The sequence below is a fragment of the Phyllobacterium sp. MT110 genome, assembly GCF_058792715.1.
On sequence record NZ_JBXAFE010000001.1, the window covers coordinates 2,219,164 to 2,244,141 of the forward strand.

Genomic DNA, 24,978 nt, shown 5'->3' on the forward strand with positions numbered 1-24,978 from the left:
CCGAAAGAAGTTTGATGGGAACAAGCATTTCCGAACTGATCAGCGAAAAAATCGATGCCATGTCGACGTCGGAACGCAAGGCCGCGCAGACCCTTATCGCCAACTACCCGCTGATCGGCCTGCGCACGGTGGCGGAGTTTTCGGCGCAGGCGGGGGTCAGTTCACCGACGATCCTGCGTTTCGTCTCGCGTCTCGGCTTTCAGGGCTATCCGGAATTCCAGCAGGCCCTGCAGCAGGAGCTGGCAGCCCAGATCCAGTCGCCGCTCAACCGCGCGACGATCATTCAGTCATCCAAGGGCAGCGCCGCCTACCCCCTGATGGAAGCGGCCATCGAGAACATCCGTGAAACATTTCACCATCTTTCGACGCAGCAGCTGGACGACGCGACGGAGGCGCTCAGCCGCACCCGCACCCATGTCTATCTGCTCGGCGGCCGCTTCACCGATCCGATCGCCATCTACATGGCGGCGCACCTGAAAATCATCCGTTCCGGCGTCACCCACCTCACCGGCCAGGAAAGCAACTGGCGCGACCAGCTGATCGACATGGGCAGGAAGGATGTCCTCGTCATCTTCGATATCCGCCGTTATCAGGACAGCCTTATCCGCTTCGCCGAGAAGGCGCAGGCGCGCGGTGTCGAGATCGTGCTGATCACCGACCAGTGGCTGTCCCCCATCGCCCGCTTCGCCCGCCACGTCATTGCCGGGCGCACGGCCGTCCCCTCGCCCTGGGACTCCTCCACCACGCTCTTCCTGATGGCGGAAACCCTGATCGCCGGGGTGACGCACAAGCTGCAGAACAGCAGCGCCGAACGCATCCGCGACATGGAACAGTTGCGTGATGGCTGAGATTGTCATTGCCCGGCAGGCACATTGATATACAAATGCTCACCCGGGCTCTGCGCCTGCGTTCGAATCGAATAAAGCAAGGACATAATCATGCAGCAAGCTGACATTGGATTGATCGGCCTTGGCGTCATGGGTGCCAATCTCGCGCTCAATATTGCCGAAAACGGTTATCGCGTCGCTGTTTACAACAGGACGGTGGAAAAGACCCACGCCTTCCATCAGGAAGCGGGCGCCCTCAAAGACAAGATCATTCCCTGCGAAACGCTGGAAGACCTGGCCAAAAACATCCGCGCACCCCGCCCGATCATCCTGATGGTCAAGGCAGGCGAGGCCGTCGATGAACAGATTGCAGCGCTGAAGCCCTTCCTTGCCAAGGAAGACATCATCATTGATGCGGGCAATGCCAATTTCCACGATACGGTCCGCCGCCTGAAGGAACTCGGCGCCAATGATCCGACCTTCGTCGGCATGGGCGTTTCCGGCGGTGAGGAAGGCGCACGGCATGGCCCATCGATCATGGTCGGCGGCACGCCCGAATCCTACGCGCGCATCGAGCCGGTCCTGACAGCCATTTCGGCGAAGTATGAGGGCGAATCCTGCGCGGCGCTGCTCGGCCCCGATGGCGCCGGTCACTTCGTCAAGACAATCCACAACGGCATCGAATATGCCGACATGCAGATGATCGCCGAAATCTACGGCATCCTGCGCGATGGGCTCGGGCTGTCGCCGGTTGAAATCGGCAAAATTTTCGACAAATGGAACAAGGGCCCGCTCAATTCCTACCTGATCGAAATCACCGCCAAGGTACTCGCCGCCACCGACACGGAAACCGGCAAGCCGGCCGTCGAGATCATCGTCGACAGCGCGGGCCAGAAGGGCACCGGCCGCTGGGCCGCCATCGAGGCGCAGATGCTCGGCATCCCCGCAACCGGCATTGAAGCAGCGGTTGCCGCGCGCTCGATTTCCGCGCTGCGCGACGAACGCGCCAAGGCGGCCAAGGCCTATGCCTCGCTCGGCACGCCCAAGCTTGCGGGCACCGACCAGTCCTTCATCGATGCACTCGAACAGGGCCTGCTGGCCGGCAAGATTGCCGCCTATGCGCAAGGCTTTGCCGTCATGTCAGGTGCTTCGGCCGAGCATGGCTGGAACATCCCGCTCGACACCACCGCGAAAATCTGGCGCGCCGGCTGCATCATCCGTTCGCAGTTCCTCGACGAGATCGCCTCGGCTTTCGCCGGCGGCGGCCAGGACAATCTGCTGCTGGCCCCATCCTTCGTCGAACGCATGAAGACAGCATCGACGGCGTTGCGCGATGTGGTTGCCAAGGCGGCCGTGGCCGGTCTGCCGACCCCGGCGCTTGCTGCGGCTCTCGGCTATTTCGATGGCTACCGGCAGGCGCGCGGCACGGCCAATCTCATCCAGGCGCAGCGGGACTTCTTCGGCGCGCACGGCTTCAAGCGCGTGGACAAGGAAGGCGATTTCCACGGCCCATGGTCGGATATCGGCTGATCACAGCGTTCCCCGCGCCCCGCTCGGCGGGGTGGCGTGGATGCGGCCCCAGGCGCGGCGCAGCTGCCGCGCCGAGGCGAACCCCGTGCGCTCCGCCACGCCCTCCATATCCAGCCGCGTATGGCTGAGGATTTCCTGCGCCAGCGCCACCCGCAGGCGGTTGAGATAATCGGGAATGCTCATTCCGGCATGTTCGTTGAACAGCCGCGACAGGTGCCGCGGGCTGGTTGCGGCGATATCCGCCAGGCTTTCCAGCGTCCAGCGTTGCGCCGGGTCGGCTGCGAGCCGGTCCTGCACCCGGTGGATCGCCGGGTGGATGTGGTTGCGTCCGTCCAGCCATGGCGACCATTGCGGATCGGTGCCGCTGCGCCGGAGATAGACCACCAGATAGCGCGCGACGGCCACCGCGCAGGCCGGACCGGCCATCTCGCTGACCAGATGCAGCATCAGGTCGATACCCGCCGTGATCCCCGCACTTGAGTAACGGTTGCCGTCCTCGACATAGAGCCGGTTGTCCAGCACCCGCGCCGTCGGCACCAGTGCGCGCAGCTCGTCAACCGAAGCAAAGTGCGTGGTACAGACGCGGTCGTCGAACAGGCCGGCACGCGCCGCCAGCAAGGCGCCGGAGCAGATCGTCACCAGCGTCTGGGTTTCCCCCACATGCGCTTTCAGCCAGGCGACAATGTCCGCATCGCGGTGTCCATGCGCCTCCGCCCCGCGGCTCGCCGCCGTGTCCAGCAGCGTCGTGGTATCGCCCGCCAGCATGATCATCGCATCATCCGGCACATGGTCGGGCAACGGCTCGATGCCGCTGATGGTCAAGCCGATGGACGTGGTGACACTGGCGAGCGGGCCGACATAGCGCACATCGAAATGCACCGCGTCCTGTTCCAGATTGGCCTTGCGCAGCACCTCCACCGGTCCGGCAATATCCAGCAGCAGCGCCCTTGCGGGCACCACCACCAGAACATCGATATGCCGGGATTGCTCGGGCTTCATGCGGCCAGCGCCTGCCCCGCCCCGTTCAACGCCTCGTCGACCGTGACGATCCGGGCAAAGCGCCCGGCCAGCACCAGCTCGGTGCGCGCACGGATCTCGTCGGCACTGAAGGTGCGCCCTGCGGCATTGGTCATGGCGAAGGTCAGCGTCGCCTCGGAGACGTAATCGACGGTATAGCCGAGATCCGAAGCATGGCGCGTGGTGGTTTCGCAGCACTGTTCGGTGCGGATGCCCGACACCAGCAGCTTGCGGATGCCGTTCTCGGTCAGCCAGACATCGAGCCCGCTGCCGACAAGCGCACTGTGCCGGGCCTTGTGGAACACGACATCGGCTTCGAGCGAAACCGGTGCCAGCGGCTTGACGAAGCCGGAGTCCAGTGCAAACGGGCCATCGCCGTCGACATGGAAAATCTGGATGACCGGCAGGCCGGCAGCCTTGGCGCCATCGATCAGCCGCTGGATATTGGCAATGAAAGCCTGCGCTTCGGCCTCGTTCCAGTAGGCGCGCTGGCGGAACGATTCCTGCACGTCGATGACGATAAGGGCGGTATCTGCGGACATTTCTGGCATCTCCTGTGTGTTGATATCCCAACAGTACAACGCGATGCAATCGGCAGATACGCATGCAGCGGACGAGAAGCGGACAAAAAAGGACATCGATTGCATTCCTTTGCACTTCCATCTGGTGCGTGCGTGGTTCGACAAGCTCACCATGAGGGAAGTGGAGGATTGCAGGGAGCCGTATTCTGCAACATTGCAGAATTGGCCTTGCAGCCAGCTCATCTCCCTCATGGTGAGCTTGTCGAACCACGCACCAACTCCATTGCAAGCGTTGTCAAAGATTGAAGAACCATGCACGCTCACTGTCTCCGCCACGGAGACAATCCATCAAGCGGCGGGAAGCTTCCGCGATGGCATCCGGCATTCCATATGTGAGGCAACACAGTGCAATCCATGGCCCAGGTGCAAAGGCACCGGGCGGAAGGGACGGATATGTCGACGCATTCCTATCAGCACCGCATCCATGCGGCGCAAACCCCGAACAGCCCCCTGTTCTTCGTCTTTCACGGAACGGGCGGCGACGAGAACCAGTTCTTCGATTTCGCCCGCCGCCTGATCCCTTCAGCCGGTGTCGTCTCGCCGCGCGGCGATGTCTCGGAACATGGTGCCGCGCGCTTTTTCCGCCGCACAGCCGAGGGCGTCTACGACATGGACGATCTCGCCGTGCGGACACGGGCCATGGCGGATTTTGTCAAAGCCCATAAGGACGCTGCCAATCCATCCGACGTTGTCGGTCTTGGCTATTCCAACGGCGCCAACATTCTTGCCTCGGTCATGCTGGAGCAACCAGAACTGTTTGACGCGGCCGTCCTGATGCATCCGCTGATTCCGTGGACACCGGCGCCGCAGCCGAAACTGGCGGGAAAGCAGATACTGATCACCGCCGGGCAGCGTGATCCGATCTGCCCGCCCGACCGCACGCAGGCGCTGGCGGATTATCTTGCGGCACAGGGAACCGACGTGACCATCGCCTGGCATCCCGGCGGACATGAAATCCAGCAGAGCGAGATCGGCGCGATCCAGGAATTCCTCGCCTGCTAAACAAAAAGCCGGCCAAAGGGCCGGCTTTTCCATTCAGGCGGAGAACCGCAGCGACACCGGAATGATCCGCATCGCCCGCGACGAGCGGCGGCCTTTCGATGTCAGCAGGCCCTTGGCGCCATCCAGATGACCTGGCTTCAGCTCAAGCGCGAGGAAGCGGCGGCGTTCGACCGGACCCGGCATGGCAAGCCCCGCCGTCTTGGCACCGGTGAAGCCGAAGCGTTCGTAATATTCGGGATCGCCGACCAGGATGATGGCGCCGTGGCCGAGCCGGGTGGCTTCCCTGATCGCATGGCGCATCAGCGCCGAACCGATGCCGAGATCCTTCGATGCGGGATCGACGGCAAGCGGTCCGAGCAGCAGCGCGCGCACGCCCTTGCCCGCCGCGTCATGGCCGGCCTGGATGTCCCAGAGGCGCACGGTGCCGAGCAGCGCACCGCCCGCGCCGCGTGCCGAGAAGGCAAGGCCTTCCGACGGCAGGCGGCCGCGACGCAGCTTTTCCGACGACTTGCGGCGGCGGCCCTCGCCCATGGCGCGGTCGAGCAAATCTTCGCGCGCCTTCTCGTCCTGCGGCAGTTCGTTGATGATGGCATAGGCACCCGCGCCGGCGAAATACAGGCCGTCGGGTACCAGGTTCTGTTCGATGTTTTCTGCTGCGTCCATTGTCTCGACCAATCGTGTCATGTGCGTGTCACCGCTGCCCTGCGCATTGCCGGGCAGAACGTTTCAACCGGGTTTGAAGCCGGTTCAGATGACGTATGATCGGAGTGGTTCGAAGCCGTTGAAGGCCACAGCGGAATAGGTCGTGGTGTAGGCGCCTGTTCCCTCGATCAGCACCTCATCGCCGATGGTCAGCGAAATGGGGAGCGGATAGGGATTCTTTTCGTACATCACGTCGGCGGAGTCGCAGGTCGGACCGGCCAGCACGCAGGGTTCGCTGCGATCGCCATCCCGCGGGGTGGTGATCTGGTAGCGAATGGCTTCGTCCATGGTTTCCGCCAGGCCGCCGAACTTGCCGATGTCGAGATAGACCCAGCGGACATTGTCGTTGTCGGCCTTCTTCGAAACCAGCACGACTTCCGCCTTGATGACACCGGCATTGCCGACCATGCCGCGGCCGGGCTCGATGATGGTCTCGGGCAGGCGGTTGCCGAAATGCTTGCTCAGCGACTGGAAGATCGCCTGGCCATAGGCCTGTGCGGTTGGCACGTCCTTGAGGTAACGGGTCGGGAAACCGCCGCCCATGTTGACCATCTTGAGCGTGATGCCTTCCTTGGCCAGCGCATCGAAAACCTGCTTGGCATCGCCCAGGGCACGGTCCCAGGCAGCCAGGTCCGTCTGCTGCGAACCGACATGGAACGACACACCGTAGGATTCGAGGCCGAGCTTCTGCGCCGCGCGCAGCACGTCGACAGCCATGGCCGGCACGCAGCCGAACTTGCGCGACAGCGGCCATTCGGCGCCGGCACCATCGGTCAGGACACGGCAGAACACCCGGGCGCCGGGAGCGGCACGGGCGACCTTTTCAACTTCTTCGACGCAGTCGACGGCGAACAGGCGAATGCCGAGTTCGAAGGCGCGGGCAATGTCCCGCTCCTTCTTGATGGTGTTGCCGAAGGAAATACGGTCAGCCGATGCACCGGCATCGAGCGCCATTTCGACTTCCGCAACCGACGCGGTGTCGAAGTTCGAGCCAAGCGAAGCCAGCAGGCGCAGGATTTCCGGCGCGGGGTTGGCCTTCACGGCATAGAAAATCTTCGAGTCCGGCAGGGCCATCTCGAAATTATGGAAATTTTCGCGCACGACTTCGAGGTCGAGCACCATGCAAGGGCCATTCGGGCGTCGGGTATTGATGAAATCGAGAATGCGCTGTGTAGCCATCTTGGGTCTCCAATCGTGACGGCACTTCCGGCCGCCTCAACAAGTCGCGATCGCAGGGGTTTCTCCCCCGTATGACCGCCAGGACAAAGTGCGTGAATCCATCTCGCGCGAAGCCAGCCTTTGGAGATGCTGGAAACACGGACAAGTTCATGCGGCGATGGATCTACGCTAAGCCAGCGTTGATCCGCTTTGTCTGCCTTGGTTTGGATGATGCCATCCGCACTACCGGCAATGAAGGTGTGCCTCTTCAGTAATTCCGGCTTGTGGACAGCCGAAAGACACCAGAAAGGCCCGCACCGTCGTTGCTTCAAGATGTCCTCAGTCTGGCAGTAGGCCGTCAAACTGACTGGAGGGGTTAGTTCCAGGTACCATACCGTTTCTTCACCATAATGAAGATCGGCGGACACCCATGGGGCACGTGCGACTTTGGGCAAGGGCGATATAAGTCCAAACTTGTGTCCAATCAATGACAAATCTCGCATCTGCGAATTTTTTTTATTCATTGAACAAAGGGGGCCAAATCACATAGAATCATTGAACGATGAGCACGATTTCGCCCCTGAATGCCCTGCTGAATCTGCCTTTTCAGGCCTTTCCATCCGTGGAAGGCCCGCTGAGCGGCTGTACGCTCGCCGTCAAGGATATCTTCGATGTGGCCGGTTTGCCGACGCAATGCGGCAATCCGGCGAAAAATCACGAATCAGCCGCAAGTATTACCGCGCCGTCGGTGCAGAAACTGCTGGATTCCGGCGCCCGTTTCATCGGCAAGACGCAGACGGATGAGCTGGCGTTTTCGCTGATGGGGCAGAACAGCCATTACCCCTTTCCGGTCAACCCGAGGGCACCGGACCGGGTAACCGGCGGATCGTCGTCCGGTTCCGCCTCGGCCGTGGCCGGCGGGTTGGCCGACATCGCCACCGGATCGGACACCGGCGGCTCGATCCGCGCCCCGGCGAGCTTCTGCGGACTGATCGGCCTGCGCACGACCCACGGCCGCATATCGCTTGCCGGCACCATGCCGCTTGCCCCCTCGCTCGACACGTTCGGCTGGTTTGCCCGCGACAGGGACCTCTACGGCAAAGTCGGCGCGGTCCTGCTCGGACCGGACGCGGACGATTTCAAGCTCAACCGCCCGCTGTTCATCCCGCTGCTCGAACACTACCTGCTCTGCGAAGCGGAGGATGCCGCCTTCCGCGCCATGTACCGGCACGTCGCCGCCCATCTCGGCCACGCCAGATCCGCCCGCCAGTCCACAGCCTCCATGGACGATCTCTATCTGTGCTTCCGGCAGATCCAGGGGTTCGAGGCCTGGGCCAGCCATGGCGCCTGGATATCGGCAGGAGATCGCCAGCTTGGCCCCGGCGTCAAGGACCGCTTCGACTATGGCGCGGCCATCGATGCGCAGACCTATGAGGCACAGACCCGGCGCCGCGATCTCTTCCGCCGCGAACTTGCCGATGTGCTTGGGGATGACGGCGTCATGGTCCTGCCGACCGTTCCGGGTGCCGCGCCCCTGGTCAGCTCGCCCTTCGACGAACTGCAGACCTACCGGGAACGCGCCCTGCACCTGCTCTGCCTGTCCGTCCTTTCGGGCTTTCCGCAGATCACCTTGCCGCTCGGCGCGGTGCACGGCGCACCTTTCGGCATTTCCCTGCTTGGCCCCAAGGGCAGCGACAGCGCCCTCATCCGGCTTGGCAGCGCCATCCTGTCCGCCGCGGAAGGAAACCACTGACATGGACACACTCACCCGGATGCGGGCCTATATCGATGTGGTGGAGGCGGAAGGGTTTTCCGCCGCAGCCCGGAAGATCGGCCGCTCCAAGGCGCTGTTGTCCAAATATGTGCGGGAGCTGGAAGACGAGCTCGGCGCGCTGCTGCTCAACCGCACCACCCGGCAATTCTCGCTGACCGAAGCCGGGCACACCTATTACCAGCGCGCCAGCGAAATCCTGCGCGAGGTGGAAAGCCTGCAGGAAACGGTGCGTGAATCGAGCAGCGACATCAAGGGCCGCATCAAGATATCGGCGCCGCGCACCTTCGCCGATGCGGATATCGGCCAATGCCTGATCGACTTCTGCGTCGCGCAGCCGGATATCATTCTCGACGTGCGCCTGGATGACCGGTTCGTCGACCTGGTCGAGGAGGGTTTCGATCTTGCCATCCGCATCACCCGGCTGCAGGATTCCTCGCTCATCGCCAAGCGCATCGCCCCCTTCGGCACGCTGCTGTGCGCCTCTCCCGATCTGATCGAGCGGGTCGGGCGTCCGACCCGCCCCGAACAGCTGGCGTCCCTGCCCTGCATCATCGATACCAACAACCGCTCGCGCAACAATTGGCAGTTCCTCAACGACAGCGGCCCGACGATTTCGGTTCAGGTATCCGGCCAGATGGAAATCAACAGCCCGCTGTCCACCCGCCGCGCCGTGCTGGCCGGGCTGGGGTTCGGCTCCATGCCGGATTTCATCGCCAGGCCGGATATTGAAAGCGGCAGGCTGGTCAGTGTGCTTGAGGAATTTTCGCTGCGCGATGGCGGAATTTATGCGGTTTATCCGCACCGCCGCTATCTTCCGGCGAAAGTGCGCGTGCTTGTTGACTATCTGGCAAAATGGTTCAAGGACAACCGCAGGGCGTGAATATGTTATATCGTCCCAATTTCGACACGTTCGGAATGTCCTTTGCGCTCATGTTACAGGCGGAATAATGCACCAAAGATTCGCGATTTTCATCGCAACCCTCGCAGCAGGCATGATGATCGCCTCACCGGCGTATGTGCACCCGCATGTCTTTGCCGAAGCGCGTCTCGACGTCACCATCAATCCCGACGGAACCGTGCAGAAACTCGGCCATGTCTGGCGTTTCGATGATCTCTTTTCCAGCACCGTTCTCGTCGAATTCGACAAGAACGGCGACCTGAAGCTGGACGAGAAGGAACTGACCGACCTTGCAAACACGATCAACGCGTCGATTTCCGAGTTCGACTATTTCCAGACCGTGACGCTCGACAACAAGAAGGTCGTCATGGCGCCGCCGGAGCATCTGATCGCGGATTTCCAGAACAACCAGCTGCTGATCATCTTCGAGAGCAAGCCGAAGCAGCCGCTGAAGCTCGGCAAGGTCACCAGTTTCGGCGTTTATGATCCGACCTTCTACACGGCGATCGACTACGTCAATGACAGCGATATTCATGTCACCGGCCTGCCCGCCAACTGCAAATCCAAGGTGGTACGGCCCAATCCGGATGAAGCGCTTGCCGCCAACCAGGCGACGCTGACCGATTCTTTCTTCAACGACCCATCCGGGACCAACATGTCGAAAATCTTTGCGACCAAGCTGGAAATCGACTGCCCGGCAAAAGGATAAGATGATGCGGAAAACAACCCTTGTTTGTGCCCTGATTCTCGCAGCGCTGTTTGGCGGCCACGCATGGGCGCAGACCTCGTCGCTCGGTATCGGTTCGAACGAGGTGGCGATGCAGCCGACCGGGCCTTTCGCTGAAATCATCCTCTGGATCAACATCCAGCAGCGCAATTTCTACCTCGCCATGACCCATGCGCTCAAAGCCATGCGCGAGGACCCCTGGCAGGCCTCGGTGCTTGTTGGCCTCTCCTTCCTCTACGGCATCCTGCATGCGGTCGGCCCAGGGCACGGCAAGGCGGTGATCTCCTCCTACATGCTCGCCAACGAGACCACGCTGAAGCGCGGCATCCTGCTGTCTTTCGCCTCGTCCATGCTGCAGGCCATCACCGCGCTGTTCATCGTCGGCCTGGCCTGGCTCGTGCTGCGCGGCACCACCGTGTCGATGAACGACGCGGCCCGTTACATGGAGATCGCCAGTTTCGTCCTGATCATCGCCTTCGGCCTGTCGCTGCTCTGGCGCAAGCTGCCGCTCCTGTTCGGCCCGCGCGTCGCCCATCTCATGCCGGAAAAGCACGATCACGGTTCGGTCCTGACCGACCACCACCACGATCATCATCACAGCCATGACGATGACTGCGGCTGCGGGCATGACCATCACGATCATGACCACCACGACCATGGCCACAGCCACGCGGCGCATGCGCATGATCACACCCATCACACGCATGATCATCACGATCACCATCATGCGGCGGGAGAAGTCTGCGCCACCTGCGGACATTCCCATGCGCCCGATCCGGCGATGCTTGCCGGCGAGTTCAACTGGAAGACCGCATGGTCGGCCATCGTTGCGGTGGGCCTGCGCCCCTGTTCCGGCGCGCTGATCGTGCTGACATTCTCGCTGCTGAACGGGCTGATGCTCGGCGGCGTGCTCTCGGTTTTCGCCATGGCCTTCGGCACGTTCATCACAGTGGCGGTGCTGGCGACGCTGGCGGTGACGGCCAAGAATGTTGCCTTAAGAATTTCCGGCGGCGGCGCGCTTTCAACCCGCGTTCAGAACACCATCGAAGTCGGCGGTGCGCTGTTCATCGTGCTGGTCGGCGTGCTGCTGCTGACGGCGGCGCTGCGTTTTTAAAGGAAAGACTCTAGTCCTTGCGGCGCTGGCTCCTGCCACGCAACCAGAACACCAGAAAAAAACCGACCACAAAGACAGCGGCGAAAATGCCTGCCAGCACCGGCGAGCGGGCACCCAGCGCGATCATCATGTTGGGCATGTAGAACGCGGCAAACCCGAAACCAAGCATGATACAGGCTGCGGCGATGGCAGCATTGCGGCTTTTGGGATCACTCACGGTCATTGTCTTTCCTGGGGCACAACTGTCGCAGCCTTTTTAGCCCCGTTGCGCCCGAACGCAAGCTCTAACCCGCGCGCAAATCCTCAAGCCGCCTGATCTGCAACCCGTCCGCATCGAAATTGTCCGGCGACAGCCATGCCTGATAGGCAGCGTTCAGCGCCGGCCATTCGCTGTCGATGATCGAATACCATGCGGTGTCGCGATTCTCACCCTTCTGCACCATGTGCTGGCGGAAAACGCCCTCGAAGGTGAAGCCGAAACGCTCCGCCGCCCGCTTGGACGGCTCATTGGCATTGTTGCATTTCCACTCGTAGCGGCGATAGCCGAGCGTATCGAAGATATAGGAGGCGAAGAGATACTGCGCCTCGGTGGCCGCCGGTTTGCGGGAGATCAGCGGTCCCCAGTAGATGTTGCCGATCTCGATGACGCCGAACGTCGGATCGATGCGCATCAGGGTCTGCCGTCCTGCAACCTTGCCGGACTTCTTGTCGATGACCGCAAAGAACAGCGGATCCTTGCTGGCCGAAACCTTTTCCAGCCACGCGTCGAATGCCGGGCGGTCGCCCGCCGGCGTTTCGAACAGATAGCGGAAACGGTCGGCCGCATCCGCAACGCTCGATGCCGCGTAAAGCCCGTCGCCATGCCTGGCGGCATTCAGCGGCTCCAGAGTGACGTATCGCCCCTCGATGGCTTCGCGGGCGGGCAGAGGGCGCGGTGTCCAGTCTTTGAGATCAGTCATGCTAGCGGACCTGTTTTGCATATGAGTATTTGACTCCATACAATCGGAACCGCACAAAGCAGAAGACATAAATTGTATGTGAGACAAGATAATGCTGCGTACCATCTCCGGTTTCGACCGTATCGGTGAAGAAAATGCCTTCGCTGTTCTCGCCCGCGCCACCGCCCTCGCCGCACAGGGCAAGGACATCATCAATCTCGGCATCGGCCAGCCGGATTTCAAAACACCCGCCCATATCGTCGAAGCCGCCATCAAGGCGCTCAGAGACGGCCATCACGGCTATACGCCGGCAACCGGACTGCTCGCCACGCGCGAGGCCGTGGTGCGCCGCACGCTGACCACCACGGGCGTCGAGGTCTCGCCGGAGAATGTCATGATTGTCCCCGGCGGCAAGGTGACCATGTTCGCCGCCATCCTGATTTTCGGCGAACCCGGCGCGGAAATCCTCTACCCCGATCCCGGCTTCCCGATCTATCGCTCGATGATCGAATTCACCGGTGCCACCCCGGTTCCCGTGCCGATCCGCGAGGAGAACGGATTTGCCTTCTCGGCGGAAGAGACACTTGCCCTGATTACACCCAAGACGCGGCTGCTGATCCTCAATTCACCGGCCAATCCGACGGGCGGTGTCACCCCGAAGGCCGAGATTGAAAAGCTGGTCAAGGGACTGGAGGCGCATCCGCACGTCGCTATCATGTCCGACGAGATCTACGACGTGATGACCTATGACGGCGAGGAACATTGCTCGCTCCTGACCTTCCCGTCGATCCGCGACCGGCTGATCGTGCTCAATGGCTGGTCCAAGACATGGGCAATGACCGGCTGGCGCATGGGCTGGTCGATCTGGCCGGACAGCCTTTATGACAAGGTGCGCAAGCTCGCCGTCAATTGCTGGTCCTGTGTCAACGCCCCCAGCCAATATGCCGGCATCGCCGCCATCGACGGCCCGCAGGACGATGTCGAAAAGATGTGCCGCGCCTTCGACAGCCGCCGCAGGATCGTGGTCGACGGCCTCAACAGCCTGCCCGGCATCAGCTGTGCCACGCCGAAGGGCGCGTTCTATGCGTTTCCCAACATCAAGCAGACGGGATGGCCGGCCAAACAACTGGCGGCGGCCTTGCTGGATGAAGCCGGTGTGGCGCTGATCGGCGGCCCCGATTTCGGCATTCTCGGCGAGGGCTATATCCGCCTCTCCTACGCCAATTCGGAGGAAAACATCCTGCGCGCCATCGAGCGCATCGAACGGTTCCTCGCGAAATAGGCTTCAGCCGCGCAGCACGCCGCGATCCACCAATGCGGCTTTGACCAGGGCGAACACCGCCTCGCCCTGTTTGAGCGCAAGTTCGCTCGCCGACTTGCGCGTCAGCCGTGCAACGATGGTCTGGCCGCCAATGTCGAGCGTCAGGTCGCAGTCGGGACCGTCATTGCCGGCGATGGCGGTAATTTTGGCCGGCAGGATGTTGCGCACGCTGATCGCCTGCGGCCGTGCGCGGGCAATGGAAACGTCCCGCGCCCTTATCCGCAGCCGCAGCTTTGTTCCGGCGCCAAAGCCGAGCCTGGCGATCTGGAATGGCTGGCCGCCGATGTCGAGGGATGTCAGTCCGAACGCCTCGTCGCTTGCCGTGACCACGCCCGTCACCAGCGCTCCGGCATCGTCATGGCTGCCGAGCCGCGAAAAGATCGCCTCCGCGGGTCCGCTCGCCGTGACCCGGCCGCCCTGCAGCAGCACGATCTCGTCGGCGAGCCGCGCCACCTCGTCAATCTCGTGGCTGACATAGAGGATCGGCAATCCGGTTTCGTCGCGCAGGGTTTCAAGGAAAGGCAGGATTTCCTGGCGGCGGGAATGATCGAGAGACGACAGCGGCTCGTCCATCAGCAGCAGCGCCGGATTGGACAGCAGCGCCCGCCCGATCGCCACGCGCTGGCGCTCGCCGCCGGACAGCAGTGCCGGTGCGCGCTGCTGCAGATGTTCAAGGCCGAGAAGCGCCACCACCCGGTCATATGACAAGCCTTCGCTGCGCCGCCCGGCCCAGCGCGCATAGGTCAGGTTGTTCTTGACCGAAAGGTGCGGAAACAGCCGCGCATCCTGGAAGACATAGCCGATCCGGCGCTGTTCCGGCGGCAGATGGATACCCCTGGCGCTGTCGAACAGCACCTGATCGCGGATGGCGATCCGGCCCTTGGCAGGACGCGTCACTCCGGCGATCATTTTCAGCAGCGTCGTCTTGCCGGCACCGGATTCGCCGAACAGCGCAGTGACGCCGCCGCCTGCCGTAAAGGCGGCAGCGACGGGGAATGTCCCGACCTGCCCTTCAACGGAAACAATCAGCGTCTCGCTCATGCCCGCCCTCCGCTGAGCCGCCGCTGCAGCCATTCGGACGCAACCACCGCGACAATTGAAATCACCACGGAAACCAGGATCAGCCGCAGCGCGGCCACATCGCCATTCGGGCTCTGCAGCAGCGAATAGATGGCAAGCGACAGGGTCTGTGTCTCACCCGGAATATTGGACACAAAAGTGATCGTCGCGCCGAATTCACCCAGTGCCTTGGCAAAGCCCAGCACCGCCCCGGCGAGAATGCCCGGCAGCAGGAGCGGCAGCGTCACCGTCAGGAACACCACGATACGCCCGGCACCGAGCGAGCGCGCCGCCTCCTCAAGGCCGCGATCAAGGCTTTCAATGGAAAGGCGCATCGGCCGCACCAGCAGGGGAAAGGCCATGACGCCCGCCGCCAGCGCCGCGCCGGTCCAGCGGAAGGAAAAGGTCAGCCCGAACACGTCGTTGAAGAAACCGCCCAGCATGCCGCGCGCGCCGAACCACACCAGCAGGAGATAGCCCGTGACAACGGGCGGAATGACCAGCGGCATGGTGATCAACGCCTGCAGCAGGCTTTTGCCCCAGAAGGAAAAGCGCGCCAGAATCCAGGCGAAAACGAAGGCAAAAGGCAGAGCGACGAGGATCGCGACCAGCGCGACCCTCAGCGACAGAAGAACGATGGCCCATTCTGTCTCACCCAGCACTGTCAGCCTGCCTTGTCAGATGCGCCGACAAAGCCTTTCGACTTGATGATGTCCTGGCCCTCGTCGCTGGCGAGGAAATCGAGGAACGCCTTGCCTTCGGCCGAAGGCTCCTTGCCGACCAGCGCGGCCGGATAGAGGATGGGCTTATGGGTCGAACCGGCGAAACGATAGGCTTCGATCAGTTCGGGCGCAGCCGTATGGTCCGAGGCGTAGACAATGGCGGAATTCGCCTCGCCGCGGCGCACGAATTCCAGCGCCGCGCGCACGTTTTCGGTGAAAACAGCGTTTTTGGCGACGTCGTCCCAGACTTTCAATGTTTCCAGTGCGCTCTTGCCATATTTGCCGGCGGGCACGTTGCTGGGATCACCCATGGCAAAGCGTCCGGCCTTCAGGATAGCGGCCGCATCGCCCTTGTCCGCCTTGGTCAGAATAACAAGCGCATTGCCCGCAACGATCTTGCGCGACGGCTTGTCGATGAGATTGCGCTGTTCGAGATAGTCCATCCAGTCGAGATCGGCGGAAATAAAGATGTTCGCGGGCGCGCCCTGCTCGATCTGCTTGGCCAGCACCGACGATGCGGCAAAGGAGGAGGTCACTTTCGTGCCGGTCTTTGCTTCGAACTTCGCAGCCGCCGTTTCGACCACTTCCTTCATGCTCGCCGCAGCAAACACCGTTACCTTTTCGGCGGCAGAGGCACCGTTGGCACCCGCCATCGCCGCCAGAACCATAAAGCCCAGAATGAGAATTTTTTTCATGAGGTCCACCCCTGTCCACGAATCCATGACGGTCTCACACCGGCCATGCATCCAGTTGCATACATAGAGACATGATGGTGGGTCCGAACAAAGCGCGCGCGACCCGGACGCTCTCAAAACCCTTGACGCAATGGCAGCCATCGACACTGCCCTGATGTCCTGACGAACCCTTGGCCCCGAGTCAGAACGCGTCAAACTAGACTGGAGTCGTTTGTCTTGTCGAGAGCAAAACACCCGCCTGTCGGGGCAGGTGTCTTCCATGCCGGTTCGCTCGCCTTTACGCCTGCGGCGCGGGCGTTTTCACATTGGCCACAGTGGCCTCGATATGATCGATGAGATTGTCAGGCAGTTTCAGCCGTCCGGCCAGGAGATCGAGATAGCCGCGTTCCGCGCGGGTCTTGGCCTCGATGGCCAGGCGCGATGCCGTGTAGAGTTCGACCTTCTGCGCATCGGTGGCGGCGGCGGCAACCAGCGCGTCGATATTGACGGGGGCGTTCAGCTCCGTGGCGAGGAATTCCTGCGTGTCGCTGTTCATGCCGGAAAGCGAAAGCTTTTCGACGATGCGTGCCCGTTCCGCCTCATCCACATGGCCATCGGCCCGGGCAGCGGCAATCATGGCGCGCACCAGCACCAGCGCGAACTCATGCTCGCCCTGCGGCGCCGTTGCCGGATGGAAGCTTGAATCGTCGGGCGGCGGCAGCAGATCCGGCTCCCCGGCCTTTGCCGTTTCGGCCGGTGCATTGCCCGACTGGTAATTCTGATAGGCCTTGTAGGCGAGCCCGGCCACGGCAGCGAGGCCGCCGAGCTTCAGCGCACCGCCGGCGATGTCGCGGCCCGTGCCTGTGCCCAGCAGCACAGCGGCCAGAGCGCCGGCAGCCAGCGGATTGTCCTTGGCCATCTGTGTTGCCTTGCCGGCCGTATCTCGAACGGAGGTTCCAGTTCCTGGAATACTGCTTCCCAGAAAATCATCAAGAATCTTCTTCGGGTCGAACATGCAAATCTCCTCATGGCTGCACGGATGCGTCCCGACCTAGTTAGGGTCGGCATGGCGTCATTGCAATGACAGATGGATTTTTTGTGATCAGGAGCCGATATGGTGCTTTTCGCCGCGCAATTTGGCGAGTTTCACCTGTTTTTGCCGTTCGGCAAAGCGGGCGCGGTCGGCGTCCGTCCGCTCGTGATAGCATTTCGGGCAGGAAATGCCTTCCGCGAACAGCGGGGACAATTTGTCCTCCGGCGCAATCGGATTGCGGCAGGCGTGGCACAGCTCCGCCGCCCCTTCCACCAAGCCATGACCGACCGAGACGCGCTCGTCGAAGACAAAACATTCGCCTTCCCAGCGGCTTTCGGCGGCAGGCACGTCCTCGAGATATTTGAGGATGCCGCCCTTCAGGTGGAACACATCGTCGAAGCCCAGCCCCTTGACGAAGGCCGTCGCCTTCTCGCAGCGGATGCCGCCGGTGCAGAACATGGCGATCTTCTTGCCTTCCAGTTCGTCCCGGTGGTTTTCCACCCATTGCGGGAACTCGCGAAACGTCTTTGTCTGCGGATCGACCGCATTGGCAAAGGTGCCAATCGCCGTTTCATAATCATTGCGCGTATCGATAACGATCGTACCCGGATCGGAAATCAGGGCGTTCCATTCCTGCGCGGGCACATAGGTGCCGACGCTCTGGAGCGGGTCGATATCCTCGACGCCCATGGTGACGATTTCCTTTTTCAGCCGCACCTTCATGCGCTTGAACGGCATTTCGCTCGCATGGGAAAATTTCAGTTCCATGCCGGCAATGGCCGGCTCCGCTTCGAGGAACGCGACCAGCCTGTCAATGGCGTCGGGCGTGCCGGCCACGGTGCCGTTGATGCCTTCGGCCGCCAGCAGCAGCGTGCCCTTGATGCCCGACCCGCAGCACAGCTGCGCCAGCGGCTCCTGCAACGCCTGGTAATGTTCCAGCCGGGCAAAACGGTAGAGTGCTGCCACTTTGAAGGGCAAGTTTGCGGTGTGATCGGTCATGATCCCCTGCAACTACTGCTCCTAAGCGATGATTTCAAGAGATTTGCAGCGTTTACTTATGCAACGCGCCCCAAGGCCCCGGATAATCCCTGGTGAACAGGTACAATTCCCGAGGGACTGAGAATATGTTTTCACAACAGGATATACGCGACATCCGTGACGAGGCGCAGCAGGCCGGGATCGAACCGGCGGTGCTGCTGGCCGTCGCCGAGGTGGAAAGCGGCGGCGTCTGCCTTTACCGGATCGCCGGGCGCAGCGAACCGCCCATCCGCTTCGAGGGGCACTATTTCGACCAGCGTCTCTCTGGCGCGCAGCGGCAGGTCGCCCGCAGCAGGGGTCTTGCCAACCCTGCCGCCGGTGCGGTCCGCAATCCCGCATCGCAGGCGGCGCGCTGGCAGCTGCTGGAGGCAGCCATCGCCATCGACCGGCAGGCGGCGCTTGAATCCGTATCCTGGGGAATAGGCCAGGTCATGGGCGCGCACTGGAAATGCCTTGGCCATGACAGCGTCGAGGCGCTCGCCGCCGAGGCGCGCGCTTCCCTCAAGGGGCAGCTTCGCCTGATGATCCGCTTCATCGCGTACAGCAACCTCATGCCCGCCCTGGCACGGCATGACTGGAAGAGTTTTGCCCGCGCCTATAACGGTCCAAAGTTCACACAGAACCGCTATGATGCCAAACTGGCCCTCGCCTGGCGCCGTTTTGCCGCGGCGGAATCTCGCGGCACCACAGCAACCGGTGGACAAAGCGGCCCGGTATGACTAAATCGATTGAACCCATCAACCGCGGAGAGTTTGACATGGCCCAGAAGACCGATTTGCTATTACCCGTTCTGAAGGGCCAGCCGGTTATCCCGGTCATTCTCGTCCATGATGTCGCCCATGCGGTGCCTCTGGCCCGTGCGCTGGCCGCCGGTGGCCTTCCGGCTATCGAGATCACCCTGCGCACGCCCGCCGCGCTCGACGCCATCCGCGCCGTCGCCAATGAGGTGCCCGAGGCCATCGTCGGCGCCGGGACCATTCTCAATGCGCGCCAGTATGAAGAGGCCAGCGCCGCGGGATCGCGTTTCATCGTCAGCCCCGGCGCCACGCCGCAACTGCTGAAGGCCGCCAGCGCCGGCAAGGTGCCTCTGCTTCCCGGTGCGATCACACCGGCGGAAATCATGGCCCTGCGCGAAGAAGGCTATACCATGCTGAAATTCTTCCCGGCCGAGCAGGCAGGCGGGGCGTCCTTCCTCAAATCCCTGTCGTCACCCTTTGCCGGTATCCAGTTCTGCCCGACCGGCGGCATCGGTGCTGGCAACGCCAGGACCTATCTCGATCTGCCGAACGTCGTCTGCGTCGGCGGCTCCTGGGTTGCCCCGGAAAATCTGGTTCAGGCCGGGAAGTGGGACGACATCACCAAGCTCGCCGCCGAGGCCGCCAAACTGGCAAAAGCATAAAGCGCTATTTTCAAGCAGCATGCCGCTTGGTGCGTGGTTCGACAAGCTCACCATGAGGGAGGGTGAGGATTGCAAGGGGTATATTCTGCAACCATCGCGATTGGCATGTAAACCAAACCACCTCCCTCATGGTGAGCTTGTCGAACCACGCACTGGCAAGATGCAACAGATAGTGGAATTCATGAAAAAGGGCGGCTCCGCAACGGGCCGCCCTTTTGTTTGACCCGCGAACGGGCGATCAGTTGGTTGCGGTGAACTTCGCAATCGACAGGAAGGTCACAGCCTTGCCCGTGAACTTGTTGGTGTCGGCCACCGGCAGCGCCTGCTGGAAGCCGGCCGTATACACCGTCGTCGGCGCAGTGCGCATGGCTTCGTTGCGCAGGACAGCCGGTTCGACGTTCGGCGATGTCTCGGCGACCTGCTGGCTGGACAGCGCCCGGTCCGGCACTTCAGAGGCAACCTGAATGGCCTTGGCGCCCTGGTTCTTGGCCGTCTGGCGGCGCGGCTTCGAGGTCTTGCCCGTGGTGATCACACCGCTGTCGAGCATGGCAACCGGATCGGCCGAACCGCCCGCATCCAGCATGGTGCGGCGCAGCGACGGCTGAGGCTCAGCCGATGCCAGCTGCGTGTTCTGTGTCGGCGCCGGCTTGTTGCGGACGACGCGGCCGCCCGTGGTTGCCGGCACTGTCGGGATGGCCTGGGCCGGCTGGGCCACGGCAACGGCCGGTGCCTTGGCATGGGCGGCATCGGACTGCTTGATGATCGTTTCCAGATCTTCGTTCGGAACCGGAATGACATCATGTTCCGACGCAGCGGCGACCTGTACCTGCGCAGGCGGCATGGCCGGGCGCGGGTTCGGCACGACCGAGGCCACCATCATGTCCGTGCGCTTGGGACCGGACTGGGGCTTGTCGAAGGGAACGGGAACCAGCGCGTTGACCATTTCCGGCTGGGCCGGTGCGGGCTCATTGGCCGGGGTGTTCACATTGGCGGCGATCATGTCACGGATCGCACCGGCGCTGTCGGTCGGACGCGGCGTCGGCAGGGCTGCGACAACGGTCGACTGATCCTCGGCGAGCGCATTCAGTGTGGCCGGGGCGCCCGCTTCAGGCGTCGGCGCATAGTCCGGACGGCGCAGCGGCACGGGAACGGCAAAGGCGAGCGCGGCATTGTCTTCCGGCGAGGCTTCGACCGGTGTTTCAGGCCGTGGCGCTGTCAAAGGCGCAGGCGCATTGCGGGTCGGCAGAGCCGGTGCGGCGGCTGCCGCCGGCGCTGCTGCAGGGGCGGACTGTCCGACCGCCACGCCCGGCAATGATGTTGCACCGCCGCCCTCGTCATCATCCGATGCAGCCGGCCGTGCGACACGGGCTACGCTGCGCGACGGGGTCGGCGCGGAGGCCACGGCGACACTGCCTTCGCTGGAATCCTCCTCGTCGTCGGCACCGCCGCCGCCAAAGAGCATGCCGAACAGGGTCTTGCCGCGACGGCCGGAGCTGGAGGAATTGCTGGCAACCTGAACGGAACCGCCGCTGCGCTTGCGCGATTCATAGGCGGCAACGGCCTGTTCATAGCCGGGCAGCGGCTTGCCATCCGCGGGGATGTGCATCGTCTTGCCATCGGGGAACACGGCCAGCAGTTCGCGGCGGCTCATGCGCGGCCACATGCGGACATTGCCCACGTCCGTGTGGACGAAAGGCGAGCCGGATGTCGGGTAATAGCCGACGCCGCCAGCCTGGAATTTCAGCGCGGTCACGCGCAGGGTCGAGAGTTTCACGCCGGGAAGATACCAGTCCATCGCCTTGCCGAGCATGTGCTGGCTTTTCTGGGCGACGCCGCGGCTGCGCGAGCGCAGCATGGAATTGGTGGCCGGAGAGCGGTAGGCGGAAACCACGTGGATATAATCGGAGCCGCCGACAGACTGATAGACCTGCCAGACCAGATCGAACAGGCGGGGGTCCATGTTCGTCGGTTCGTTGCGGCGCCAGTCGCGCAGGAAGCGGTTGAGCTTGTTCAGGCCGTCCTGCTGATAGCGTCCATTCTTCTTGAACGTGATTTCCGCACGTTCCTTCGTATGGATGAAATAGAGCTTGAGCGTGCGTGTCTCAGCGGAAGCCTGTGCCGATGCAAACAGCATCGAGCCGAAGACCATGAGGAACACAAACCAGCTGGCGCGTACAAAAGAACCTGCCGTCGATTTGCCGTTCTGTGCATGAATCATGTTTGACAATGTCGTCCCAACCTTGACCGTTTTTTCCAGTCCCCGAATATCTGGATTATCCGATTTAATGGTTAATGGTCACTTATTGAAGAACAAATACGTTGAGAGCATGGCAAAAACCCAGACGCGAAAAGCTGATTCAAGACATGGTCAACGGGTGGTTAACAGCACCATTAAGACCTTTTGGCGTGAGAATCCACCCTTCTTAGGTCTTACACACGCACGTTTTGTAAACGCGGAATACGCAACTGGAACAATCGCCAATGGACTTTTAAGCTTTCGCTCGCCGAAACTATCCCTCATGATTCGCGTTTGAACAAGCGCTTGATTGCCAAAAAACGGTGCCAAAATGAAATTCGAAATCACGAACCACATGCCTTCCGGAAAGTCCGGCGCTGCCGCCGCCAAGGCGGAACAGACCGCTCTCGGCGTCCTGCCCGAGTGGAACCTTGCCGATCTCTATCCCTCGGCGGACAGCACCGAACTCAAGACGGACCTGCAAAAGGCCGACGAGCTGGCCGTGCTCTTCGCCAGTCGCTGGAAGGGCAATCTGGCCGCCGAAGCCGCCAAGCCGATGGGCGGCACCTTTGCCGAAGCGATCCGCGAATTCGAAGCGCTGGAAGAACTGATCGGCAAGATCGTCTCCTATGCCGGGCTGGTCTATGCGGGCGATACCTCCGATCCGAAGCGCGCCAAGCTTTATGGCGACATCCAGGAAAAGATGACCAATGCCAGCGCGCACCTGATCTTCTTCAGCCTCGAACTCAACCGCATCGACGATGCGGTGATCGAAAAGGCGATGGACGGCAATCCCGCCATCGGCCATTACCGGCCCTGGCTGGTCGACCTGCGCAAGGACAAGCCCTACCAGCTCGATGACAAGATCGAGCAGCTGTTCCATGAGAAGTCGATCACCGGGCGCGGCGCCTGGAACCGCCTGTTCGACGAAACCATGACGGCACTGCGCTTTGATGTCGGCGGCGAGGACCTTGCGCTCGAACCGACGCTCAACATGCTGCAGGACGCCGACGGAACCGTGCGCAAGAAAGCATCCGACGCCCTGGCAAAGACATTCAAGGAAAATCTGCGCACCTTCACGCTGATCACCAATACCCTGGCCAAGGACAAGGAAATCTCCGATCGCTGGCGCGGTTTTCAGGATATTGCCGACAGCCGCCACCTGGCCAACCGCGTCGAGCGGGAGGTGGTGGATGCGCTGGCCGAGGCTGTGCAGGCGGCCTATCCGCGCCTGTCGCACCGCTATTACGCGCTGAAGGCCAAGTGGCTCGGCCTCGATTACCTCAACAACTGGGACCGCAACGCGCCCTTGCCGGAGACGCCGCAGGCGGTGATCCCATGGACGGAAGCCAGGGACACCGTGCTGTCGGCCTATAACGGCTTTGCCCCGGAAATGGCCGATATCGCCCGCGCCTTCTTCGACAGGAACTGGATCGATGCGCCCACGCGCCCCGGCAAATCGCCGGGCGCCTTCGCCCATCCGACCGTGCCTTCCGTCCATCCCTATGTGCTGCTCAACTACATGGGCAAGCCGCGTGACGTGATGACCCTTGCCCATGAACTCGGCCATGGCGTACATCAGGTTCTGGCCGGTGATCAGGGTGCGCTGATGGCCTCAACACCGCTGACGCTCGCCGAAACCGCCTCCGTATTCGGTGAAATGCTGACCTTCCGCTCGCTGCTGGAAAAAACCAGAGACAAGCGCGAACGCAAGGCCATGCTGGCGCAGAAGGCCGAGGACATGATCAACACGGTCGTGCGCCAGATCGCCTTCTACCTGTTCGAACGCCGGGTGCACACCGAGCGCGCCAATGGTGAACTGACCTCCGACCGCATCGGCGAGATCTGGCTGGATGTGCAGAAGGAAAGCCTCGGACCGGCGATCCGCTTCGGCCCCGGCTACGAAACATTCTGGACCTATATTCCGCATTTCATCCATTCGCCGTTCTACGTCTATGCCTATGCCTTCGGCGATTGCCTGGTGAATTCGCTGTATGCGGTCTACCAGAATGCCGATGCGGGCTTCCAGCAAAAATATTTCGACATGCTGAAGGCTGGCGGCACAAAACACCATTCGGAGCTGCTGGCTCCGTTCGGCCTCGATGCCACCGATCCGGCGTTCTGGCAGAAGGGGCTTTCCGTCATCGAAGGCATCATCGACGAGCTGGAGGCGATGGACAACGCCGAATGAGTGCGCCTGCCCAAACGCCCCCCGCCCACACGCCCTATGACGGTTCGGCGCAGCCCTTCACCATCGGGCTGCACCAGCTCGACCTGAAGGACTGGATCGAGATTGACGGCAATCTCCTTCCCTACCTCAGGGAAAAGCAGCGGCTGTTCGGGCTGCACGCGGGGAAGATTTTCGTCGAGGAGCCCGGCACGCAGGACGCGCAAAAGGAAGTGCTCGACCTCTTGAGCGCGCATCTCGCCGGGCACTATCCCGCGCTTTACCGCCGGAACGGCGGCACCATCGCGGTTACCGGCTGGGACGAACAGGTTCCGCTCGGCGATGCCGGTTCGCCCTTTCTGCATCGCGCCGCCAATCTCGTGCAGGAAGACCTCGTCCTGATGCGCAAGGATGAATGGCGCGGCTGGCATCTGGCGGCGGCATCGCTGTCCTTCCCCTCCTCCTGGACCCTTCTGGAAAAGTTCGGCCGCTCGATGGAGGACATCCATGCGCCGGTGCCGGATTTCGGCGCGGGCACGCGCAATGCGGGCCTGATCAACCGCATGTTCGATAATCTGCGGCCGGACCGTTCGGTCTATCGCATGAACTGGTCGTTGCAGCCGGACGGCGACCTCTACCATCCGTTGTCGAGCCAGCAGAAGGGCGCACGCTACACCGACGCGGACATCGTCGCCCAGAGCTTTATCCGCGTCGAACGCCAGACCCTGCGCAAGCTGCCGGCATCCGGCGACATTCTCTTCACCATCCGCATTCATCTCGATCCGGTGGGTGCCTTGAAAAAGCACCCGGAATGCCGCGGCATTGCCGAAGCCTTTGCCCATCAGCTCCAGTCGCTGAGCGACGCGCAGGCGCATTACAAAGGCATCATGGCTGTCCGCGACCGGCTTGTCGCGGCTTTAAAGTCGCTTTGAAGCATTTCAATTAACAGTAGTTGCAGTTTTCACCCCTTTCCGGTGAACGGTTGTTTGCTCTTTGTCATCACTATGCTCTATGGTTTCTTTGAAGCGGTGAAATAACCGCTGCCCTCATTGATGGAGATT

At 62.0% G+C, this 24,978-nt stretch carries 25 protein-coding genes; 13 read left to right on the forward strand and 12 right to left on the reverse strand.

The genetic code is table 11. The features are described 5' to 3' along the window. The first annotated feature begins 14 nt into the window (after positions 1-14). Positions 15-848 (forward strand): MurR/RpiR family transcriptional regulator, encoded by an 834-nt coding sequence (locus AC1Q5O_RS11170; RefSeq protein ID WP_223612448.1) that lies wholly within the window; start codon positions 15-17, stop codon positions 846-848. A gap of 90 nt (positions 849-938) precedes the next feature. After that, positions 939-2,357 carry an NADP-dependent phosphogluconate dehydrogenase gene (gnd, locus tag AC1Q5O_RS11175; RefSeq protein ID WP_492562956.1) on the forward strand — a complete coding sequence of 473 codons (1,419 nt, stop codon included), beginning with the start codon at positions 939-941 and terminating at the stop codon, positions 2,355-2,357. On the opposite strand, the gene AC1Q5O_RS11180 is transcribed toward gnd, so the two are convergent. Together AC1Q5O_RS11180 and AC1Q5O_RS11185 are read right to left on the reverse strand one after the other, a co-directional pair. Continuing rightward, positions 2,358-3,356 (reverse strand): GlxA family transcriptional regulator, encoded by a 999-nt coding sequence (locus tag AC1Q5O_RS11180; protein ID WP_492562958.1) that lies wholly within the window; start codon positions 3,354-3,356, stop codon positions 2,358-2,360. It abuts the gene before it with no gap. Then, a complete protein-coding gene (locus tag AC1Q5O_RS11185; protein ID WP_492562960.1) occupies positions 3,353-3,916 on the reverse strand; it encodes an isochorismatase family protein in 564 nt (187 codons plus the stop codon). The genes AC1Q5O_RS11180 and AC1Q5O_RS11185 overlap by 4 nt, the downstream gene beginning before the upstream one ends. Positions 3,917-4,348: 432 nt before the next feature. Between AC1Q5O_RS11185 and AC1Q5O_RS11190 the strand changes: the two genes are divergently transcribed. Beyond that, entirely contained in the window at positions 4,349-4,957 is a 609-nt protein-coding gene (locus AC1Q5O_RS11190) for an alpha/beta hydrolase (RefSeq protein ID WP_492562961.1), read from the forward strand. Positions 4,958-4,990: 33 nt separating this feature from the next. Here the strand turns inward: AC1Q5O_RS11190 and AC1Q5O_RS11195 are convergent, their stop codons facing one another. Both AC1Q5O_RS11195 and odc2 read right to left on the reverse strand, forming a co-directional pair. Next, the gene (locus AC1Q5O_RS11195) at positions 4,991-5,620 is read right to left on the reverse strand and encodes a GNAT family N-acetyltransferase (protein ID WP_492563151.1); all 630 of its coding nucleotides are present in this window, start codon (positions 5,618-5,620) and stop codon (positions 4,991-4,993) included. A gap of 84 nt (positions 5,621-5,704) precedes the next feature. After that, complete coding sequence (odc2, locus tag AC1Q5O_RS11200; protein WP_105731891.1) at positions 5,705-6,838, reverse strand: ornithine/lysine decarboxylase; 1,134 nt, start codon at positions 6,836-6,838, stop codon at positions 5,705-5,707. A 541-nt stretch (positions 6,839-7,379) separates the two neighbouring features. Between odc2 and AC1Q5O_RS11205 the strand changes: the two genes are divergently transcribed. From AC1Q5O_RS11205 to AC1Q5O_RS11220, 4 genes are all read left to right on the forward strand, one after another. Beyond that, positions 7,380-8,570: an amidase gene (locus tag AC1Q5O_RS11205; RefSeq protein WP_492562963.1), complete on the forward strand. Its 1,191-nt coding sequence runs from the start codon at positions 7,380-7,382 to the stop codon at positions 8,568-8,570. Between the two features lies 1 nt (position 8,571). Next, positions 8,572-9,471 (forward strand): LysR family transcriptional regulator, encoded by a 900-nt coding sequence (locus AC1Q5O_RS11210; protein ID WP_464661442.1) that lies wholly within the window; start codon positions 8,572-8,574, stop codon positions 9,469-9,471. Positions 9,472-9,583: 112 nt separating this feature from the next. Then, positions 9,584-10,198: a DUF1007 family protein gene (locus tag AC1Q5O_RS11215; RefSeq protein WP_346307210.1), complete on the forward strand. Its 615-nt coding sequence runs from the start codon at positions 9,584-9,586 to the stop codon at positions 10,196-10,198. Positions 10,199-10,202: 4 nt separating this feature from the next. Further along, positions 10,203-11,330: a nickel/cobalt transporter gene (locus tag AC1Q5O_RS11220; protein ID WP_492562966.1), complete on the forward strand. Its 1,128-nt coding sequence runs from the start codon at positions 10,203-10,205 to the stop codon at positions 11,328-11,330. 10 nt (positions 11,331-11,340) lie between these two features. Here the strand turns inward: AC1Q5O_RS11220 and AC1Q5O_RS11225 are convergent, their stop codons facing one another. Together AC1Q5O_RS11225 and AC1Q5O_RS11230 are read right to left on the reverse strand one after the other, a co-directional pair. Further along, entirely contained in the window at positions 11,341-11,553 is a 213-nt protein-coding gene (locus AC1Q5O_RS11225; RefSeq protein WP_223612440.1) for a hypothetical protein, read from the reverse strand. Positions 11,554-11,614: 61 nt separating this feature from the next. Continuing rightward, positions 11,615-12,289 carry a GNAT family N-acetyltransferase gene (locus AC1Q5O_RS11230; RefSeq protein WP_492562969.1) on the reverse strand — a complete coding sequence of 225 codons (675 nt, stop codon included), beginning with the start codon at positions 12,287-12,289 and terminating at the stop codon, positions 11,615-11,617. A 91-nt stretch (positions 12,290-12,380) separates the two neighbouring features. Here AC1Q5O_RS11230 and AC1Q5O_RS11235 point away from each other — a divergent pair, with 91 nt between their 5' ends. After that, positions 12,381-13,550, forward strand: a complete 1,170-nt coding sequence (locus AC1Q5O_RS11235) for a pyridoxal phosphate-dependent aminotransferase (protein WP_492562971.1) — start codon at positions 12,381-12,383, stop codon at positions 13,548-13,550. 3 nt (positions 13,551-13,553) lie between these two features. On the opposite strand, the gene modC is transcribed toward AC1Q5O_RS11235, so the two are convergent. From modC to trhO, 5 genes are all read right to left on the reverse strand, one after another. Beyond that, positions 13,554-14,630 carry a molybdenum ABC transporter ATP-binding protein gene (gene modC, locus AC1Q5O_RS11240; RefSeq protein ID WP_492562973.1) on the reverse strand — a complete coding sequence of 359 codons (1,077 nt, stop codon included), beginning with the start codon at positions 14,628-14,630 and terminating at the stop codon, positions 13,554-13,556. Beyond that, positions 14,627-15,316, reverse strand: coding sequence for a molybdate ABC transporter permease subunit (modB, locus tag AC1Q5O_RS11245; protein ID WP_403184223.1), 690 nt, complete (start codon positions 15,314-15,316; stop codon positions 14,627-14,629). The genes modC and modB overlap by 4 nt, the downstream gene beginning before the upstream one ends. Continuing rightward, a complete protein-coding gene (modA, locus tag AC1Q5O_RS11250) occupies positions 15,313-16,065 on the reverse strand; it encodes a molybdate ABC transporter substrate-binding protein (RefSeq protein WP_464661448.1) in 753 nt (250 codons plus the stop codon). Before modA ends, modB begins: the two co-directional genes overlap by 4 nt. A gap of 277 nt (positions 16,066-16,342) precedes the next feature. Next, on the reverse strand, positions 16,343-17,059 hold the full coding sequence (locus AC1Q5O_RS11255; protein WP_464661449.1) for a tellurite resistance TerB family protein: 717 nt from the start codon (positions 17,057-17,059) through the stop codon (positions 16,343-16,345). An 87-nt stretch (positions 17,060-17,146) separates the two neighbouring features. Further along, entirely contained in the window at positions 17,147-18,076 is a 930-nt protein-coding gene (gene trhO / locus AC1Q5O_RS11260) for an oxygen-dependent tRNA uridine(34) hydroxylase TrhO (protein WP_492562976.1), read from the reverse strand. Positions 18,077-18,201: 125 nt separating this feature from the next. Here trhO and AC1Q5O_RS11265 point away from each other — a divergent pair, with 125 nt between their 5' ends. Both AC1Q5O_RS11265 and AC1Q5O_RS11270 read left to right on the forward strand, forming a co-directional pair. Continuing rightward, a complete protein-coding gene (locus tag AC1Q5O_RS11265; protein WP_492562978.1) occupies positions 18,202-18,834 on the forward strand; it encodes an N-acetylmuramidase family protein in 633 nt (210 codons plus the stop codon). Positions 18,835-18,872: 38 nt separating this feature from the next. Next, on the forward strand, positions 18,873-19,514 hold the full coding sequence (locus AC1Q5O_RS11270) for a 2-dehydro-3-deoxy-phosphogluconate aldolase (RefSeq protein WP_492562979.1): 642 nt from the start codon (positions 18,873-18,875) through the stop codon (positions 19,512-19,514). A gap of 238 nt (positions 19,515-19,752) precedes the next feature. Here AC1Q5O_RS11270 and AC1Q5O_RS11275 read toward each other — a convergent pair whose 3' ends face one another. Then, positions 19,753-21,663: a peptidoglycan L,D-endopeptidase MepK gene (locus AC1Q5O_RS11275; protein ID WP_492563154.1), complete on the reverse strand. Its 1,911-nt coding sequence runs from the start codon at positions 21,661-21,663 to the stop codon at positions 19,753-19,755. A 67-nt stretch (positions 21,664-21,730) separates the two neighbouring features. Here AC1Q5O_RS11275 and AC1Q5O_RS11280 point away from each other — a divergent pair, with 67 nt between their 5' ends. Genes AC1Q5O_RS11280 through AC1Q5O_RS11290 form a run of 3 tightly spaced genes read left to right on the forward strand, consistent with a single transcriptional unit; the run spans position 21,731 to position 24,849 of the window. Beyond that, positions 21,731-22,048, forward strand: a complete 318-nt coding sequence (locus AC1Q5O_RS11280) for a hypothetical protein (RefSeq protein ID WP_426206174.1) — start codon at positions 21,731-21,733, stop codon at positions 22,046-22,048. Between the two features lie 57 nt (positions 22,049-22,105). Beyond that, on the forward strand, positions 22,106-23,941 hold the full coding sequence (locus tag AC1Q5O_RS11285) for a M3 family oligoendopeptidase (protein ID WP_492563156.1): 1,836 nt from the start codon (positions 22,106-22,108) through the stop codon (positions 23,939-23,941). Next, the gene (locus AC1Q5O_RS11290; RefSeq protein ID WP_492562981.1) at positions 23,938-24,849 is read left to right on the forward strand and encodes a heme-dependent oxidative N-demethylase family protein; all 912 of its coding nucleotides are present in this window, start codon (positions 23,938-23,940) and stop codon (positions 24,847-24,849) included. The genes AC1Q5O_RS11285 and AC1Q5O_RS11290 overlap by 4 nt, the downstream gene beginning before the upstream one ends. The last annotated feature ends 129 nt before the right edge of the window (positions 24,850-24,978 follow it).